At 55.4% G+C, this 17,414-nt stretch carries 16 protein-coding genes; 4 read left to right on the top strand and 12 right to left on the bottom strand.

All coding sequences use genetic code 11. From position 1 onward, the window contains the following. Positions 1–170 precede the first annotated feature (170 nt). Positions 171–2,477, bottom strand: a complete 2,307-nt coding sequence (locus RBH33_RS02795) for a DNA internalization-related competence protein ComEC/Rec2 (protein WP_306730597.1) — start codon at positions 2,475–2,477, stop codon at positions 171–173. 182 nt (positions 2,478–2,659) lie between these two features. On the opposite strand from RBH33_RS02795, the gene RBH33_RS02790 reads away from it, so the two are divergent. Both RBH33_RS02790 and RBH33_RS02785 read left to right on the top strand, forming a co-directional pair. Beyond that, entirely contained in the window at positions 2,660–4,870 is a 2,211-nt protein-coding gene (locus RBH33_RS02790) for a coiled-coil domain-containing protein (protein ID WP_306730596.1), read from the top strand. Positions 4,871–4,938: 68 nt separating this feature from the next. Then, positions 4,939–5,493 carry a DUF2062 domain-containing protein gene (locus RBH33_RS02785; RefSeq protein ID WP_306730595.1) on the top strand — a complete coding sequence of 185 codons (555 nt, stop codon included), beginning with the start codon at positions 4,939–4,941 and terminating at the stop codon, positions 5,491–5,493. On the opposite strand, the gene RBH33_RS02780 is transcribed toward RBH33_RS02785, so the two are convergent. Genes RBH33_RS02780 through RBH33_RS02770 form a run of 3 tightly spaced genes read right to left on the bottom strand, consistent with a single transcriptional unit; the run spans position 5,484 to position 8,632 of the window. Beyond that, complete coding sequence (locus tag RBH33_RS02780) at positions 5,484–6,722, bottom strand: lipoprotein-releasing ABC transporter permease subunit (protein ID WP_306730594.1); 1,239 nt, start codon at positions 6,720–6,722, stop codon at positions 5,484–5,486. The genes RBH33_RS02785 and RBH33_RS02780 overlap by 10 nt on opposite strands. Next, positions 6,709–7,401: a lipoprotein-releasing ABC transporter ATP-binding protein LolD gene (lolD, locus tag RBH33_RS02775; protein ID WP_306730593.1), complete on the bottom strand. Its 693-nt coding sequence runs from the start codon at positions 7,399–7,401 to the stop codon at positions 6,709–6,711. The genes RBH33_RS02780 and lolD overlap by 14 nt, the downstream gene beginning before the upstream one ends. Beyond that, positions 7,394–8,632 (bottom strand): lipoprotein-releasing ABC transporter permease subunit, encoded by a 1,239-nt coding sequence (locus RBH33_RS02770; RefSeq protein ID WP_306730592.1) that lies wholly within the window; start codon positions 8,630–8,632, stop codon positions 7,394–7,396. The genes lolD and RBH33_RS02770 overlap by 8 nt, the downstream gene beginning before the upstream one ends. A gap of 502 nt (positions 8,633–9,134) precedes the next feature. Between RBH33_RS02770 and RBH33_RS02765 the strand changes: the two genes are divergently transcribed. Further along, complete coding sequence (locus RBH33_RS02765) at positions 9,135–9,710, top strand: PilZ domain-containing protein (RefSeq protein WP_306730591.1); 576 nt, start codon at positions 9,135–9,137, stop codon at positions 9,708–9,710. Positions 9,711–9,721: 11 nt separating this feature from the next. Beyond that, positions 9,722–10,018, top strand: coding sequence for a hypothetical protein (locus RBH33_RS02760; RefSeq protein ID WP_306730590.1), 297 nt, complete (start codon positions 9,722–9,724; stop codon positions 10,016–10,018). Positions 10,019–10,067: 49 nt separating this feature from the next. Here RBH33_RS02760 and sthA read toward each other — a convergent pair whose 3' ends face one another. From sthA to RBH33_RS02720, 8 genes are all read right to left on the bottom strand, one after another. Beyond that, positions 10,068–11,465, bottom strand: a complete 1,398-nt coding sequence (gene sthA / locus RBH33_RS02755) for a Si-specific NAD(P)(+) transhydrogenase (protein ID WP_306730589.1) — start codon at positions 11,463–11,465, stop codon at positions 10,068–10,070. Positions 11,466–11,471: 6 nt separating this feature from the next. Beyond that, complete coding sequence (gene nqrM, locus RBH33_RS02750) at positions 11,472–11,732, bottom strand: (Na+)-NQR maturation NqrM (RefSeq protein ID WP_306730717.1); 261 nt, start codon at positions 11,730–11,732, stop codon at positions 11,472–11,474. A 136-nt stretch (positions 11,733–11,868) separates the two neighbouring features. Continuing rightward, the gene (locus RBH33_RS02745) at positions 11,869–12,936 is read right to left on the bottom strand and encodes an FAD:protein FMN transferase (RefSeq protein ID WP_306730588.1); all 1,068 of its coding nucleotides are present in this window, start codon (positions 12,934–12,936) and stop codon (positions 11,869–11,871) included. Beyond that, positions 12,929–14,152, bottom strand: a complete 1,224-nt coding sequence (gene nqrF, locus RBH33_RS02740) for an NADH:ubiquinone reductase (Na(+)-transporting) subunit F (protein ID WP_306730587.1) — start codon at positions 14,150–14,152, stop codon at positions 12,929–12,931. The genes RBH33_RS02745 and nqrF overlap by 8 nt, the downstream gene beginning before the upstream one ends. An 18-nt stretch (positions 14,153–14,170) precedes the next feature. Further along, the gene (gene nqrE / locus RBH33_RS02735) at positions 14,171–14,779 is read right to left on the bottom strand and encodes an NADH:ubiquinone reductase (Na(+)-transporting) subunit E (protein ID WP_306730586.1); all 609 of its coding nucleotides are present in this window, start codon (positions 14,777–14,779) and stop codon (positions 14,171–14,173) included. Between the two features lie 2 nt (positions 14,780–14,781). Continuing rightward, positions 14,782–15,438, bottom strand: a complete 657-nt coding sequence (locus tag RBH33_RS02730; RefSeq protein WP_306730585.1) for an NADH:ubiquinone reductase (Na(+)-transporting) subunit D — start codon at positions 15,436–15,438, stop codon at positions 14,782–14,784. Positions 15,439–15,441: 3 nt separating this feature from the next. After that, on the bottom strand, positions 15,442–16,218 hold the full coding sequence (locus RBH33_RS02725; protein WP_306730584.1) for a Na(+)-translocating NADH-quinone reductase subunit C: 777 nt from the start codon (positions 16,216–16,218) through the stop codon (positions 15,442–15,444). Beyond that, positions 16,211–17,413, bottom strand: a complete 1,203-nt coding sequence (locus RBH33_RS02720; protein ID WP_306730583.1) for an NADH:ubiquinone reductase (Na(+)-transporting) subunit B — start codon at positions 17,411–17,413, stop codon at positions 16,211–16,213. Before RBH33_RS02720 ends, RBH33_RS02725 begins: the two co-directional genes overlap by 8 nt. Position 17,414 lies beyond the last annotated feature (1 nt).

Below are 17,414 nucleotides of genomic sequence, written 5' to 3'. Positions count from 1 at the left end.
TCTTATCGTATTTCTCAGTGGCGCCATGATACCCGAGGTTGAAAGGGCTGTCAGGACGCGCGCGTAAGCATATAGGCAAGGGCACCACAAAACCATGCGCCACTTCCGTTTTTGTACTCACTAGGAGGGGCGAAGTGCCCATAAGTTCGTCGTCAGACAGCCGAAAGACCTTATTGGTACCAGTATCGGCGCCAACGCTCCCGGGCGCGGATGACCGCAGGCGGCTGTCCGGGGGCGTGCCATTCTACAATGACCGCCCCTGAGTCTGCGGTGTTTAACACCTGCGTCCCCTGCTTATGGTAGCGCTCCAAAACTTCGGCATGAGGATGTCCATGGCGCCCGAGGTAACTGGCGCTGACCACGCTATAGTGAGGCGCTAGGCGCTGTACCAACGCCCGGGTGGAGGACGTTCGACTGCCGTGATGAGGCACTTGCAGCAGTCGAATGGCCTCTGGTAGTTGCCCCTGCCCGTAAAGCCGCCACTCCACTTCCCGCTCGATGTCACCCGTAAGCAGAATCTGCTCACCGGCGTACTCGATCAACAGCACGCAGGACTGGTTATTGCTGGATGGATCCTCAAGCCCCGTCCAGGTCAGAAAGCGGAAATCCACCTGGTCCCAACGCCAGGGAGGTGTGGTGTGGCAACTTTCGCTCTTAATAGAGGGAGGAGGGTCAGTTAAAGACTGGCCCACCAGTAGTCGTCGAGCCGGCATCTGTGCCAATAAACCGAATAGCCCACCGGTATGGTCACTGTGGTCGTGACTAATCACAATTTTATCCACGTGCGAGCTACCCCGGCTACGCAAATAAGGGGCGATGATCGCCCCACCCGCCTCCATTCTCTCGCTGTACGCCAGCCCGGTGTCAAAAACCAACGTGTGGTTGGGTGTGCGTATGACCATGGCCAGGGCCTGACCCAGGTCGAGTGTCGTAACGGTCAACGCAGGCGCCACACGTGGAGGGGCCAGCACCGCCAACAGCAGCGCCGGATAACCGAGCCATCGGACGGCAATCCCTTTGGGAAGCAGAAGCATTAGCACCGCCAGTGTCGCCAGTAACAAACTGACGGGAGCGAGGCTGAGTACCGGATTGACCGCCGCACCCCCCAGTTGGACCAACCAATCCAACCATTGAGCGAGCCCGTGAATACCCCACTCAGCCATGCGGAGACTCAGGTCACTTAACCAAGGCCAAATCTCCCTTAAGGCCGCAGCGGTAAGCAACCAAGGCACTACCGCAAAAGTAACCAAGGGAATGGCAAGCAGATTGGCGACCGGTGCCAGCAGCGCGATGCTGTGCATCAATACGGCAAGCGGTACCATCAGGCCGATAAAAATAACCCACTGCGCCTGCACCAGACGCTGGCCCGGCCAAGGAGCGCGAGTCGGCTGGCGACCACTGAAGGCAAGCATCAAAACGCCTACCGCACCAAATGACAGCCAAAAACCCAAATCCAGGCTCGCCAACGGGTCCAACAACACCACCGCCAATAACGCGACCAGTAACCCCTGCACAGGCTTAAAGGTACGTCGCCGCAACCAGGCCCATTGGGCTACCAGCACCATAATCAGTGCCCGCTGAGTTGGCAGACTAAAACCCGCCAGTGCGGCATACGTAAAGGCCAGGCCGCTGGCACACAGGTGCGCTGGGATAGCCGCCGGCACCCGATGCCAGAGCAGATTAACCACCCGCCCCAGCCCGGAACCTACAACAAACCCCAGCAGTGCCACAAACCCCACATGCAGACCGGAAATGGCCACCAGATGGTTGGTGCCCGTGCTTTGCAACTGCTGCCACTGGACCGGACCGATCATCGATCGGTCCCCTATGAGCAGCGCTAGAAGAAGGTCTTTGTGGTCACTGTCGCTGGAGTCCACTAGCCACTGTCTCAGCTGCTGCCGCCAGACGCCCGTACCCGTCCCGGCGCCTTCCAGGATCCGGTTATCACCATCGGCGCGCACATAACCGCTGGCATGGATCCCCTGGCGCAACAGCCACCCCTGATAATCAAACCCTCCTGGGTTAACAAAACCTCGCGGGGAATTGAGCCGCAAGCGCAATTGCCAGTGTTCGCCGCTCGCCGGCACCTCGCCACGATACCAACTGACCTGCACACGTCTGGGTGAGCGAGCCAGCGGTGGACCTTCCATCGGTTCAAGCGCCTCAAGCTCAAGCACAAAGCGGGTTCGTCGGAAATCGGTGTCGGGCAAACCAACCACCACCCCACGCACGAAAAAGTCCTCGCCACTGCGCTCGACGGGTAGAAGTGGAGACAGGAGCCAGTAGCCACTAACAATGCCCCAGGCAAGACCGGCGCAGAAGGAGGCCGGCATACTCAACCAGCGCCGGATTCGCGGCCAGATGCAGAACAATAGAGGCAAGAGCAATACGAGCAGCCAAGCGGGCGCCGGCAAGCGGGATAGATAGGCGGCACTTAAGATGCCAGCACAGAATAACAGCAACCTTGCGTTCCACATGGTCCCTTCCTTGGCGAAAACCACCAGTATCAAGCGGTTATCGCCACATTATGGCAGGGATTTAAGCACAAACAAGGGCCTTGGTGCCGTCAGGCGTCTATACTCGGCTTGATGCCCGCGATCTATGAAGGCCTTGCCGCTTTCCGCTGTTGGATCCCGCGCTGCTCCAATTGAGGTAGTGAATGCCAGAATCAATTACGCTCACACACATCGTACTGGTCGAGTTCATCGTTGCTCTGGCACTGCTGGCGGGAATCCTCCTGGTCGTCTTGCGCCGTGAGAGACGCGCCCACAAACGCTTGCGCGCTGAGTACCAGCGCATACGCAGTACGATAAAGGTGGGCTCTACTCCCCTGCCGAGCACATTCGAAGGGTCTGAATCCGAGCCTGGCGCCAAAACTGATCCGGTGGCCCTGCACTTGTACGAGTGCCAACAGTCGGCACGCAAGCGGTACCACGCCGTGACCCAGAACCGTGTCCCCAAACTCTCCGCGGAGACCCCCTTTAACGCCAAGATAGCCGCCCTGCGCTACATCTACGTCAGCGCAGAAATGGAAGCCTATCAACGGGGAAAATCCGGCAAGCACAGCTGGAGCTTATTGGAACGCAAACTCTACGATATCGCGCGCTGGGTGGTAGAGCGCAAAGAAGCCAGTAAAGACAAAAACTTGAGGAATCAAGTCCGCCTGTTACAGCAACGCGTGCAAGCACTTAAACCTTTCGAACAGGAAACCCATCGCCTTGAGCACAAGTTGGAATTGGCCCAGGAGAAACAGGTTCAGCTACAGGCGTATCAGGAGGAAAGCCAGAGCACCATCGATAAGCTTCGGCGCATCAATTACGCTTTACATGTGGCTCAAAACCAAGATCCAGTGTCTTCTGCCACCCTCCGCCAGACTCTAACCGTCGGGGAAGAAGCATTCGGCGATGAATCGCCCGAACCTTTTGGAAGCAACGAGCGCTCCGTTCGTAATCTGGACCAGCTCTCGGTGCAGTACCACAACCTGAACTCTGAACTTACGGCAGGCGTACTCGACTTGTCCCGGAAACAGGAGCACCCCGGGAGCGAACAACTGGAGCAATTAGTACAGCGACTGGAACGCGAACTGGAGAAGTCCCAAGCCTACATCGAAACGCTGAAACAGCGCTTAGTAAAAAGTGCTGTAATACCCGCTCAGGTCCGGTCAGGCACTGAAGCTGAAGCGGCTCACTCGCAGGCACCCTTCGTTCAGACAGAACAGGCCGCCTTGGGAAAAATAGAAGAAACACTGCACATCATCCACAGCAACGTGGCTGACAAGCGCGCACAAATGGGCGCCAAGCCCAAACCAGAGGCGGAGTTCACGCACAAGAACTACACACTGGAAGAACTCCGGCACCTACGCAACAACAACCGCCAACAACGCAGTTTGATCGTGGATCTGGAAAAACAGCTCGGCACGCTACGCAACTCCATTGATACAACCCAGGATGAGGAGTTACGGGAAGCGAAAATTCTAGAGATGCTACGCCTGGAAAAGCTCGTCAAAGAGTGCGAGCACTGCATCAGTGCCCTGGAAAGCGAAGTGGAATTTTTATACACCCGCCTGAGGGAAAAGGAAGAGGCGGAACAAAAGGCTCAAAAAACCACCGGCAGCGACCCAGGAGCGCTAACCGACGAACTGGATGCCGTGTCTCAAAAACTGGAAGACAACATGCTCCACAATCGCAAGGAAGCCATTGTGAAAAAGTTTGCTCTGGACATACTCCACGCCCACGGTTTAGAAGATTTGGCCAGCGCCCTGGTGGACGCCATCAAGTCCTCAGAACTCATTGTTGGGTTTTACATGCAATCCAAACTGGGCAAGGCAGACTTTTACCGGGGCAATCAATTTACCGACCAAGAGCGACGCTTAATCAAAAAGACTACCATTGCGGCGCCGGTGGCCTACCTCAACGAAGGAATATTTTTTGCCAGCAACCACATGCACCTATTGTTGAAAGAGCCGCCGGAGGAGGAACGAGAGCTGGCTCAAACTGAAACTCTTTTGACCGAACTGTTAAACCTATGTTCTGCGCGCATTCACTACCTGGAAGTGAGCACCGACATGGCGCTAGAAAATCGCGCCTTGGATGAGTGGTCCAACACCACTCGCGAACATCTGATGGGCTTGGAAATTCGTTACGCCTACCAGGCAGAAGACGTGCTGCGCCAACTACAGACTTTGCGGGAGGAATTACAGCAACTGACTGGCACGTTAGACCTAAGCGCCAGTGCACAGGCCGCCCTTGCCAATGCCGTCAGCGAATGCCAGCACCGCATTGACCAAGTCTTCGGTGGCGACGAATCCCTCGATCAACTTTGCACTCAATTGTTAGAGCAGCTGGAAAACCTGCCCAGGCCCAGCCACTGACCCCCAGTGTTTTTTGGCCGCTATTCAAGGCATAATGGCCGCTTCACCCGCAGTAATGTGACTCTGGCATGGCACGTAAGTTGATCAGACGCTTTCTTCCCCACCCCGCTGCCGTGAAGGACCAACGTGCGCTGCGTTTCCTGGGTGATCTTCTGCACGACCCCAACTTGTTTCACCTAAATCGACATTCGGTTTCACTGGCTTTTTTTGTCGGCATATTCGTGGCGTTCCTTCCCATGCCATTCCAGATGCCGGTGGCGGCGGTTATTGCTCTATGGGTGCGTTGTAACCTTCCTCTCGCCGTGGCGTTGGTTTGGATCAGCAACCCGCTCACCATGCCGGTGATGTTTTTCGCCACCTATCAATTGGGGCGCTGGCTGCTGCAAACCCCGCCGATGAACGTGTCACTGGAGTTTTCCTGGCACTGGCTGACAAACGAGTTCGCTCTGATCTGGAAACCCTTGCTGGCCGGCTCAATATTAAGCGGCCTGTTTTTTGGCGGGCTGGGGTACATCACTATGCAGCTGTTTTGGCGCTGGCAGGTAGCCAAGAGTTGGCAGCTACGCAAACTGCGGCGCCGCCAACGCCGTGAGCAAAACAGCGACAAGGGCAGTCACTCGTAACGGAGCGCATCGGCAGGCTGCACCCGGCTGGCACGCCATGCCGGATATAGGCTCGCACACAGGCAAATCACAAAAGCGGTAAGCGCTACCTGGAGGACATCGGGCCAGTGGATACTTGAGGGTAAATAGCTGATAGGATAGACGTCCGAATGCAAAAACTGGATATGTAGAAGACGTTCCAGCCAGAGCACAAAATCCGTCACTCCAAGTGCCAAAAGTACTCCGAGCATAACGCCAAGCCCGGTACCGATCAGACCAATCAAGCCGCCCTGCACCAGAAAAATACCCATAATTTCGACCGAGGATGCGCCCAAGGTCCGCAGAATCGCAATATCCCCACGTTTATCCACCACTACCATGATCAGCGTGGACACCAGGTTGAAAGCGGCGATAGCAATAATCAAAAACAGCAACAAGCCCACCATTCGTTTGGACATATGAATGGCTTGATAGAGGTTGCCGTGAGTACGGGTCCAATCGGACGAGTAAAAACCCATGGGGAGTTCACGCACCAGCTCCGTAACCACCACCGGCGCGCGAAACAAATCGTGCATTTGCAGCCGAATGCCGGTCACAGAACCGGGAAATTCGGAAAGCTCGGAAGCTCGCTCAAGACCGGTAAGGGCGAAATTGTTATCAATTTCGGTGCCGCTATCAAAAATGGCCAGCACCTCCAACGCGCTAACCGCGGGCGCCACCGTTTCGCGGCCACGACGCGGCACTACCAGTGTTAGTCGGTCACCCGGCTCCACCGCCAGGGCGCGTGCCAAACCCGCTCCCAGTATCACGCCCTGAGGGCTGTCAGCCAAGGTTTCCATAACGCCCTCCGGCAAGAAGCGCCCCAGCATGTCCCGTTGGTGCGGGTCATCTGCCTCAACGCCGTACAGCTCCACTGGAGCCACTTGCCGGTGCCGGGAGAGCAGACCCTGCAGGCGCACAAACGGCACCGCACTCTGCACCTCCGGGTGACGCCGGATTTCATCAAGCATCGGCTGAGGTTCAGCAATGCCTTCCCGGTGGTACACCGCCGCATGAGGCATTATGCCCAGGATGCGATCGCGCAACTCCCGGTCAAAGCCGTTCATAATGGACATGACCAAAATCAACAGCGCGACGCCGATGATCAGGCCAGCAATGGACACAGAGGAGATAAACGAAACCAACTGGCTGTGGCGCCGGGACACGGCGTAACGCCGCCCCACCAACAGCATCAGTTTATTTGACCCCATGAAGCACTCCGTCGCTCAGCGTCAGGACCCGATCCATACGCAAGGCCAGCTGCTCATCGTGGGTAACCACCACAAAACTGGTGCCGATGCTGCGGTTCAAATCGAGCATCAACGCTTGAATGCTATCGCCGGCTTTGCGGTCGAGATTACCGGTGGGCTCGTCCATCAAAACGCAGGCAGGGTTGGTGACCAGCGCCCGGGCAATGGCCACACGCTGGCGCTCGCCTCCGGATAGCTCGGACGGTTTGTGCTCAAGGCGCTCCGCCAATCCGACCCGCGCCAGCATGTCGGTCGCGCGCTGGTGAGCCTCCGCCTTGGGGCGACGGCCAATGAGCAAAGGCATAGCTACGTTCTCCAGCGCTGTGAATTCAGGCAACAAATGATGAAACTGATACACAAATCCGAGGCTGCGATTGCGCAGCCGGCCGCGTTCATCGGGGCTCAAACTGGACAGCGCTTCCCCCGCCACACGCACTTCTCCGGAACAGGGCACATCCAGTCCCCCGAGAATGTTCAACAACGTCGATTTACCCGAACCGGACGCGCCGACAATGGCAACGCGTTCACCGCGCATTACCGCCATGTTGACGTCTTTCAACACCGGCACTTCCAACGGACCCTGACGGTAAATTTTGTGCACCTGGCGGCACACCAATACCGCCTCTTGTTCACTACTCATAACGCAAAGCCTCAGCCGGTTCGATTTGGGCGGCACGATACGCGGGATAGAGCGTCGCCAGCAAGCTTAGGATCAGCGCTGTCGCACAAATGGCGAGCAAATCCTGCCAGCGCCATTCGGACGGCAGGTAGCTGATAAAGTACACTGATGGATCGAACACCCTCATCCCCAATAACGATTCCAGCCCCGCCACCAAGGGGCCGATGTAAATGGCCAACAGGCTGCCGATCAACGCACCCGCCACAGTCCCCACAAACCCAACCGCACTGCCCTGCACCACGAATACCACCATAACTTGCCGTGCGGTCAGGCCCAAGGTGCGCAGCACCGCGATATCACCCCGCTTATCCGCCACCATCAGCACCAGACTAGAGACAATATTAAAGGCGGCTACCGCGATGATAATGCTCAGCAATGTGGCAATTACCAGCTTTTCCATTTGCACGGCCTGGAACAAGCTACCTTGAGTCTGACTCCAGTCTTTGTACAGATAATCTTCACCCAACTGCGCACGCAACTCTGCCATCACCGGGGCCGCCCGGTAGATGTCGCTGACCTTCAAGTGCAGCCCCTGAGGGCCAGTACGGCGCAGCAGGCGCTGAGCGTCCTCCAGATGGATCATCGCCAGACTTTGGTCCATCTGAGCACCCACCTCGAACACACCCACCAGCGTAAAGCGCCGCACGCGTGGATACACGCCGGCCGGAGTGATGGAAACATCGGGTAAAGTGACGCGTACCTGATCGCCCAGTGCCAGGCCTAGGTGACGCGTGAGCAAGCGGCCCATGACGATGCCGTACTCGCCCGGCGCCAGTGCGTCCGTGGAGCCCACGAGCATATGCTCCTCCACCACGGACACCCGCTGCTCCTCACGGGGAAGGATCCCTTGCAGCTGCACACCCTCTACCCCGCGCGCATGGGTAACCAGGGCAAAACCTTCGATGTAAGGGGCCGCCGCCTCTACTTCCGGATGGGCCTCAACCCGTTGCGCTAGGGCTCGCCAGTCGTCCAAAGCGGGAGGATGATCAATAAAGCCGTGGGGTACTACGCTAAGAATGCGCTCTTTCATTTCCCGGTCGAAACCGTTCATCACCGAGAGCACGACAATCAATGCCATAACGCCTAAAGCCATTCCCACAAGAGAAAAGCCGCTGACGAAAGAAATGAACTGATTGCGGCGCTTGGCTCGGGTGTAGCGCAGGCCGATTTTCACGGGAATCAAATTGGGCATGCGCGCATTTAACCCTATTGCCCGAACTCCCACAAGCCTGCACTACTCTGGAAAGCTTCGTAAGCAAGCCCACGGGCCGCGCAGGGTGAGTGTTCAGCAAACGTCGTAAACCCTTCCATGGGGACTGCCTCAAAACCGCAAGCGGCCCTGCCCCCAATCGCAAATTGGGGTCGTTCGCCTGCGCGCAAAGCAGTGCTTTGCATACTACGCTTGCCTCACCCCTCTTTTGAGGCTTGCTGAACACTCACCCTGCACGCCCCCAGTAACCTTCAAACTATGGCACTCTAAAAGAGAACGCCTAAGATTCCCTTACGAAGTACTCGCTAGCAGCTAATTTCGAGTCTCTGAGTTCTAAAACTGGTGCGACGCCGGCAACTCGTATATCTCCACCATCTCACCAAAATTATTCCGGACAGCAGTGCACAAGCCTGAGAATGGCGCCAGCACCCTATTCCTCTGGCACCTGGCGCGGGTTATGCTATGGTTATCACAGGAGTCTGTTATGTCTGAACGCCGCCGCTATTTTCGCATCGACGAATACGTCGAGTTAACCTATAAAACCGTGGATCGGGATACCCTGGATCGCGTGCAGCCGGAGAGCCTCTTTCCAGACGCTGGCCTGCTCAGCCTGCAAGCGGAACTCAAAAAGCTCGACAGCGAATCGGCGCAGTTGCTGTTCCAGATTAAAGATCATGATCGACGCTTGGGCGACTACCTGCATTTGCTCAACCGTAAAATAGAGCTTCTGTCGCAACAAATTATGGCCAGCCGAGAGCCCACCGAGACTGATGCACAACGCCGAGAAGTCAACCTGAGTGAGGGTGGCGTGGCCTTTAGCAACGCCACCGCACTGGAAGAAGGCCAATGTTTAGCGCTGCATTTACTTTTTTTACCCAGTTACGCTGGCGTGGTAATCTTCGCTCAAGTGGCGCGCTGTGAACCACATCGCAACGGGCAATTCGAAATTGCGGCAAACTTTTATCAACCGACCAGCACCCAAAAGCAGGTCTTGAGCCAGCAGATCATGCGCGCTCAGATGGCGGACAAGCGTCGTCGCCTAGAAGAAAAAACATCCTAAAGGGGAAGACTATGAAAATGGCTAAATGGTTGGGACTGGTGCTGATTGCCACTTTAACGTACGGAGCGCACGCCGATCAGGTACGCATTCCCGTCAGCCAGCAACCGGGCGCCAATGTGGAACGACCCTCAGCGGGAATGAGTAAAGAGCGAGTTGAAGAGCTGTTTGGCGCTCCCGCTGAACGTGGCCGGCCAGTGGGCGACCCGCCCATATCCAAGTGGGACTATGGTGATTATGTGGTCTACTTCGAACACAACACTGTATTGCACAGCGTGCTAAAGCACCGTCCTCAGCGCTCTGAAGACTAATCACCCCGAAGACTGGCCCGGCACATCTGCCGGGCCGCACACCCTGCCGCTACCGGCGATTGATACGACTTATTCCATCCAACGCCGCAAGCCGATAGGCTTCGGCCATGGTGGGATAATTGAACGTGGTATCCAGGAAGTACTGGATGGTATTGCCCTCCCCGTTCTGACTCATAATCGCCTGGCCAATGTGAATAATCTCCGCGGCCTGGGCGCCAAAGCAGTGCACTCCCAAAAGCTCCAAAGTTTCCGCATGGAATAGCAGCTTCAACATGCCTACGTCTTCACCGCTAATCTGCCCGCGCGCCGTATTCTTAAACAACGCGCGACCCACCTCGTAAGGTACTTTAGCGGCGGTCAGCTCCGTTTCCGTTTTCCCTATGGAGCTGATTTCTGGCAACGTATAGATACCCGTAGGCACGCCGGTCACCGGTTTGCTGGGTTGATTCGTAATCACCGCCGCCACAGCACGGCCCTGATCGTAAGACGCACTGGCGAGACTCGGCCAGCCCACCACATCTCCAACCGCAAAAATATTATCTACCCCGGTGCGATAGTCCTGTGTGACCTTCAGGTTACCACGCCCGTCCGCTTCCAAACCGGCAGCTTCCAGATTAAGACGGTCGGTATTACCGCTGCGACCGTTGCACCAAAGAATTGCGTCGGCCTTGAGGCGCTTGCCGGATTGCAGGTGTAGCGTCACACTGTGATCTCCGGCCTCTATTCGGGAATATTCCTCGCTGTGCCGAACCGTAACGCCGTTATCCCGCAGGTGATAACTGAGAGCATCAGAAATCTCATCATCCAAGAACGACAGCAGTCGATCCCGGTTGTTGATCAAATCAATATGGATACCCAAGCCGGAGAAAATAGAAGCGTACTCACAGCCAATGACCCCGGCACCATAAATAATCATATGACGGGGCGTGTGACGCATATCCAAAATGGTATCGCTGTCGTAAACGCGCGGATGGGTGAAATCAACATCGTCCGGTCGGTAGGGTCGGGAGCCGGTGGCCAAAACAATGTATTCGGCGCTAATGGTTTCGCGGCGGCCGTCTTCCATCGACACGCTTACGGTGTGCGAATCCAAAAAAGACGCTGCGCCCGTATGCAAAGTGACCCTATGGCGAATCAGGTTTTCGGTGTGCAAATCCACCTGTTTGGGGATGACCTTGGAAGCACTTTGCAACACTCGCGGATAAGACAACCAACGTGTATCGCCCAAGTCACGAAACAGGGTGCTACTGTTGAAGCGAATAATTTGCTTCACCGCATGACGAAGCGCCTTGGAAGGTATGGTGCCTTTGTGTGCACAGTTGCCGCCCACCAGAGGGCGGCGTTCCACTACAGCCACTTTTTTTCCGGCCTTAACCGCTGCTATCGCCGCACTTTCACCTGCTGGTCCAGAACCGATAACCAGCACATCGTAGGTGTGATCCGCCACGCGTGTCTAACTCCTTCTGCTAGTTGAATCGGGCTCGGCGCCCACCTCATAACTCAGATCTTGCTTAACCTCCGGAGCGGCGGCCTCGGCATTAATCTCGCTGCACTTGTTTTCGTCGTTGCCGCACAGCTCACAGACATAATCTTCTTCGTCGAGCGCCTTGCCTACGCCACCGCAAGAACCCGCTATCGGCTTACGCCCAAAAATGACACCCACCGACATGGCTGTCACCACCAGCAGCATTACCAACAAAGTCACTAACAACATAGCCACGATAGCAGTCTCCCGAAGAGCTTTTTACCCACTGAATTATCAAGAAAGATTAGCTGGATGATGAAACCGCCCGGCCCTTTCTCCTCCGGCTCCATGCCTACCAAGATCTTTAAACCCAGGTTATCATTTCCTAGTGCTTTTGATCGTACAAATAAGGTTTAAACGCGCTCGAATGACGGTCAGAGAAACCCTCATCCTCAATTAGAATCATATAGACGGGTAATTGTTCCTGCTCTGCCAATGCCATGCCACGATCTTCACCCAAAACACTGATCGCCGTGGCCCAAGCGTCCGCCTCGGCTGCCGTCTGGGCGATCACCGATACTGAAACCAATTTGTGTCTAACCGGATAACCGGTGCTTGGATCTATGGTGTGGGAGAACCGCTCGCCATCGATCTCATAGAAATTGCGGTATTCCCCCGACGTGACCATACCTTGGTCAACCAGCGGTACCACCAAGCGGACCTCACCCTGCAGCATACTGGGCTGTTCAATGGCCAGGCGCCAGGGATCTCCTCTAGGGCTCTCCCCTCGTACCGAGAGATCTCCGCCAATTTCCACCAGGATATTATCGAACCCCTGCTGTTCCAGGAACGCTAGCATCCAGTCGGCGCCGTAGCCCTTAGCAACACCGCCCATATCCAGGGTGACATCCGCCAGCCGGCGCGCCTGTCCGTCCTGCAACTCCAGCTTCTGGTATCCGACTCGCTCGCGCAGCGAAGCCACTTCCTCCGCACTGGGAATTTGATCGGGCTCAGGGGCAGGGCCGAACCCCCAAAGCCTAACCAGGGGCATAATGGTGATGTCGAAAGCGCCGTCACTGCGCTCACTAATCGTTTGACTGATTTGCAGGACCTGCATCAACGGATCGGAAACTTTTTGCCACTCGCCGACCTCAGCCTGGCTCAACTGCATCAATTCGGAATCGGGGATGTAGGTGGAAAACACCTGATTGAGATAACGAAATTCGGCATCAACCGCCGCTTGCAGGGCTTCAGAGTCCACATTCAGGGACTCCCCTTCGTTGGCCACCAAGGTGATGTTGTAATGGGTCCCCATTGTGTGACCTGCCAACCGCACATGGTCGCGCACTTCGCGCTGTTGGCAACCGACGAGGGCGACGCATAAAAACAAAAACGAGGCTAGCAGTGCCAGCCTCGTTTTCTTTTCTATCATCCAAGTGGACAGTTTAACCACCAAAGTCATCCAGCATGATGTTTTCGTCTTCAACACCCAAGTCTTTGAGTAGCTTGACAACTGCCGCATTCATCATCGGCGGACCACACATGTAGAATTCGCAGTCTTCCGGTGCCGGATGGTCCTTCAAATACATTTCATACATGACGTTGTGAATGAAACCGGTAGGTCCTTCCCAGTTATCTTCGGGCTGCGGATCTGACAGTGCCACGTGCCACTCAAAGTTATCGTGTTCGGCCGCCAGCTTATCGTACTCTTCTTTGTAAAAGAGCTCTTTCAGCGAACGCGCCCCATACCAAAAGGTCATTTTCCGGTCAGTATTGAGTCTCAACAGCTGATCGAAAATGTGCGAACGCATGGGCGCCATACCGGCACCACCACCGACAAACACCATTTCGTTGTCCGTATCTTTGGCAAAAAACTCACCAAAGGGACCAAACACTTCAATGGTATCTCCAGGCTTTAGGTTAAAGACATAGGACGACATTATGCCGGGGGGAATGCCCTTGCTTCCCGGAGGTGGAGTCGCAATACGAATATTGAACTTCACCAGACCTTTCTCTTCCGGATAGTTGGCCATGGAGTAAGCGCGTTGAGTTGTCTCGGTGACCTTGGACTCAAGGTTAAAGAACCCGAACCGCTCCCAATCGCCACGGAATTGCTCTTCAATGTCGAAATCTTTGAACTTCACGTGATGCGGAGGACATTCCAGCTGGACGTAACCGCCCGCCCGGAAATCCACGTTTTCACCTTCGGGCAAACGCAGCGTCAGCTCTTTAATAAACGTGGCCACATTGGGATTGCTCTCTACCGTGCAAGTCCATTGTTTTACGCCGAACACATCTTCGGGTACTTCAATGACCATATCCTGCTTGACCGGAGTCTGGCAGGAGAGGCGCCAGCCTTCGCGAGCTTCGCGCTTGGTGAAGTGAGACTCCTCGGTGGGCAACATGGCGCCGCCACCGGACTCCACCACACACTTACACTGGGCGCAGGTACCGCCACCGCCACAAGCCGACGGCAGGAACAAACCAGCACTGGACAGGCTCTGCAGCAGCTTGCCACCGGCCGGCACTGTCAGCGTCTTCTCACCGTTGATTTCAATTTTCACGTCACCGCTGCTAACCAGCTTCGACCGTGCGCTCAGAATTACCGCCACCAGCACCAGCACAATGGCTGTGAACATGACGACGCCTAGGATAATTTCCAAATTCATCTAAACCTACCTCGCTGATTACAGGTCAATGCCGCCAAAGGACATGAAGCCAAGTGACATAAGACCGACAGTGATGAAGGTGATACCCAAACCACGCAGCCCTTCGGGCACATCGCTGTATTTCATCTTCTCGCGGATGCCCGCCAATGCCGTAATGGCCAACGCCCAGCCCACACCCGAGCCGGCGCCGAAGGCGAGACTTTCGTTAAAGGTATAGCTGCGCTCGACCATAAACATGGTGCTACCCAGAATGGCGCAGTTCACGGTAATCAAAGGCAGGAACACGCCCAAAGCGCTATAGAGTTTGGGTACAAACTTATCCAGCACCATTTCCAGAATCTGTACCAACGCGGCAATAACACCGATATAGGTCACCAACCCCAGGAAGCTCAAGTCCACATCCGGCAGACCGGCCCAAGCCAGCGCACCCTCAGACAGCACATGGGTAAACAACAGATTGTTTACCGGAACGGTAATGATCTGTACCACAATAACGGCAACGCCCAAGCCAAAAGCTGCACCAATCTTTTTGGAGATAGCCAAAAAGGTACACATCCCCAGGAAGTAGGCCAGCGCCATATTCTCTACGAATATGGTGCTAATAAATATGCTTAAGTAATGCTCCATTATTAGGCCTCCTGGGGTTTAGTGTTGGGGGCAATCTTGAAGTCCGGCTCTTCTACCTGCTCTTTTTTCCAGACGCGCAGACCCCAGATAAAGAAGCCGATCAAAAAGAAGGCACTGGGCGGCAAGATGAACAAGCCATTGGGCTCATACCAGCCACCCTCGGTTACCGGGCGCAAAATCGTGTAGTTCAACAAAGTACCCGATCCCAAAAGCTCCCGGAAAGTCGCTACCGCAACCAACACCACGCTGTAACCCAAACCGTTGCCGATACCATCCAACAAGCTCGGAATGGGCTTGTTGTTCATGGCGAAGGCTTCCGCCCGGCCCATGATGATGCAGTTGGTGATAATCAGTGCAACAAATACCGACAACTGACGGCTCATGTCATAGGCGACAGCTTTAAGCACTTGGTCCACCACAATTACCAATGAGGCGATGATAGTCATCTGCACAATAATGCGGATATTGGACGGGATGTGCTCCCGAACCATGGACACAAACAGGTTGGAGAACGCCGCTACGGCAATTACCGCAGCACACATCACCAGAGTAACGGCCAGGTTGACGGTTACCGCCAACGCCGAGCAAACACCCAGCACCTGCAAGGCAATGGGGTTATTCTTGAAAATCGGTGTTATCAAAAGCTCTTTAGTCTTCATGGCTTAAGCCTCCTCTTTCCGACTCATCAAATAAGGCTTGAAGCCTCGTTCGCCAAGCCAGAACTGCATCATGTTATGCACACCCCGAGCCGTCAAAGTGGCACCGGATAAGCCATCCACCCGGTGCTGAGCGCCGGGAGCGTCAGGGTCCACACTGCCTTTAATTACGCTGATAGCGACTTCACCTTGATCATCATAGACTTGCTTGCCTTCCCAGCGAGCTTGCCAGCGAGGATTTTCAATTTCGCCACCGAGACCCGGTGTCTCACCATGCTCGAAAAAGCTCAACCCGCGCACTGTACTGGCGTCAGCATCCAGCGCGAGGAAGCCCCACATGGTGGACCAGAGGCCGTAACCGCGAACCGGTAGAACAATGGCTTCGACTTCACCATCCAGGTCTTCTACCAGATACACAATGGCGTAATTTTCGCGCCGCTGAATACCCGCCACATCCTCAGCCCGGCTCAGCCCAGTCGAGGTTGCACGGTCTCTGGCGATGCGGCTTTGGTTGTACTCCTCTACCGTAATCGCATCGGTGTACTCGCCAGTGCGTAGATCTACCACCCGGCTAACGACGCGCTCTTGAAAGATTTCCTCAATGCCACGCTGAGCATCCAATAAGCCCACGGCTGCGAGAATATTGCGTTTAACGTCCAACTCCTGGTTGGCAATCTGCATGGGACGCAGAAGCACCGCAGTGGCGGATACAACTACAGAGCAGACCAAACACAACAGTATGGTAACTGTGATGGTCTTTTTAACCGTATCTTTACTAGCCACGTGCCAACCTCCGCTTAATATTCGCCTGCACAACACCATGGTCAATCAAGGGCGCAAACAGGTTGGCAAACAGAATCGCCAACATCATGCCCTCCGGGAAAGCGGGGTTTACCACTCGAATAATGACCACCATAAAACCGATCAATATGCCAAACCACCACTTGCCGGCGTTCGTCATGGCGGCCGATACCGGGTCAGTCGCCATGAATATCATGCCGAAAGCAAAACCACCCACAACCAAATGCCAGTACCAGGGCATGGCAAACATGGGATTCGTGTCCGAGCCGATGACATTGAACAGCAACGCTGTAGCAATCATGCCGAGCATAACGCCGCCGACGATGCGCCAGGATGCAATGCCCATGATCAGCAACACGGCGCCACCCATCAGAATGGCCAGTGTCGAAGTTTCACCAATGGAGCCCTGGATGCTACCGAAGAAGGCATCGAACCAAGTCATTTGATTTTGCAGACCGGCCATACCGTCGGTGAAGGCTACTGACAAGGCTGTGGCACCAGAATAGCCGTCTACAGCGGTCCACACTTCGTCACCAGAGATGTAGGCAGGATAGGCGAAGAACAGAAACGCCCGCCCGGTAAGTGCCGGGTTAAGGAAGTTTTTGCCGGTGCCACCAAAGATCTCTTTACCCACTACAACGCCGAAGCTGATACCCAGCGCCGCTTGCCACAGAGGCAGGTCTGGCGGACAAATCAGGGCGAACAGCACCGAGGTAACGAAGAACCCTTCGTTGACTTCGTGGCCGCGCACGGTGGCAAAAAGCACTTCCCAGAAGCCACCCACAACGAATACGACAAAGTAAATCGGTAAGAAATAAGCAGCGCCGTGCCAGAAAGAGTCCCAAACGCTGTTGGGATCATAACCGGCAAACATTTCGATAAAGCTGCCACGCCAGCCTTCCACGGCGGCTATACCCAACTCAGCCATGGCCGCATTGGCCTGGAAGCCCAAGTTGTACATGCCGTAGAGCATCGCGGGGAAAGTGCACAACCAAACGGTGATCATGATCCGCTTGAGGTCTATACCGTCGCGAACGTGAGCGGTGGTTTTGGTGACATCCGCGGGGCGATAGAAGACCGTATCTACCGCTTCATAGAGTGAATACCACTTTTCCCACTTACCACCCTTGTGAAAGTCGGGCTCGATTTTATCGAGGAAATTTCTCAGAGGTCTCATG

It is taken from the genome of Marinimicrobium hydrolyticum (assembly GCF_030848505.1).
In the GTDB taxonomy this organism is placed as follows: Bacteria; Pseudomonadota; Gammaproteobacteria; order Pseudomonadales; family Cellvibrionaceae; genus JAVDDU01.
Note: the sequence above shows the minus strand (reverse complement) of the source record. Positions and strands in the feature narration are given on the sequence as shown.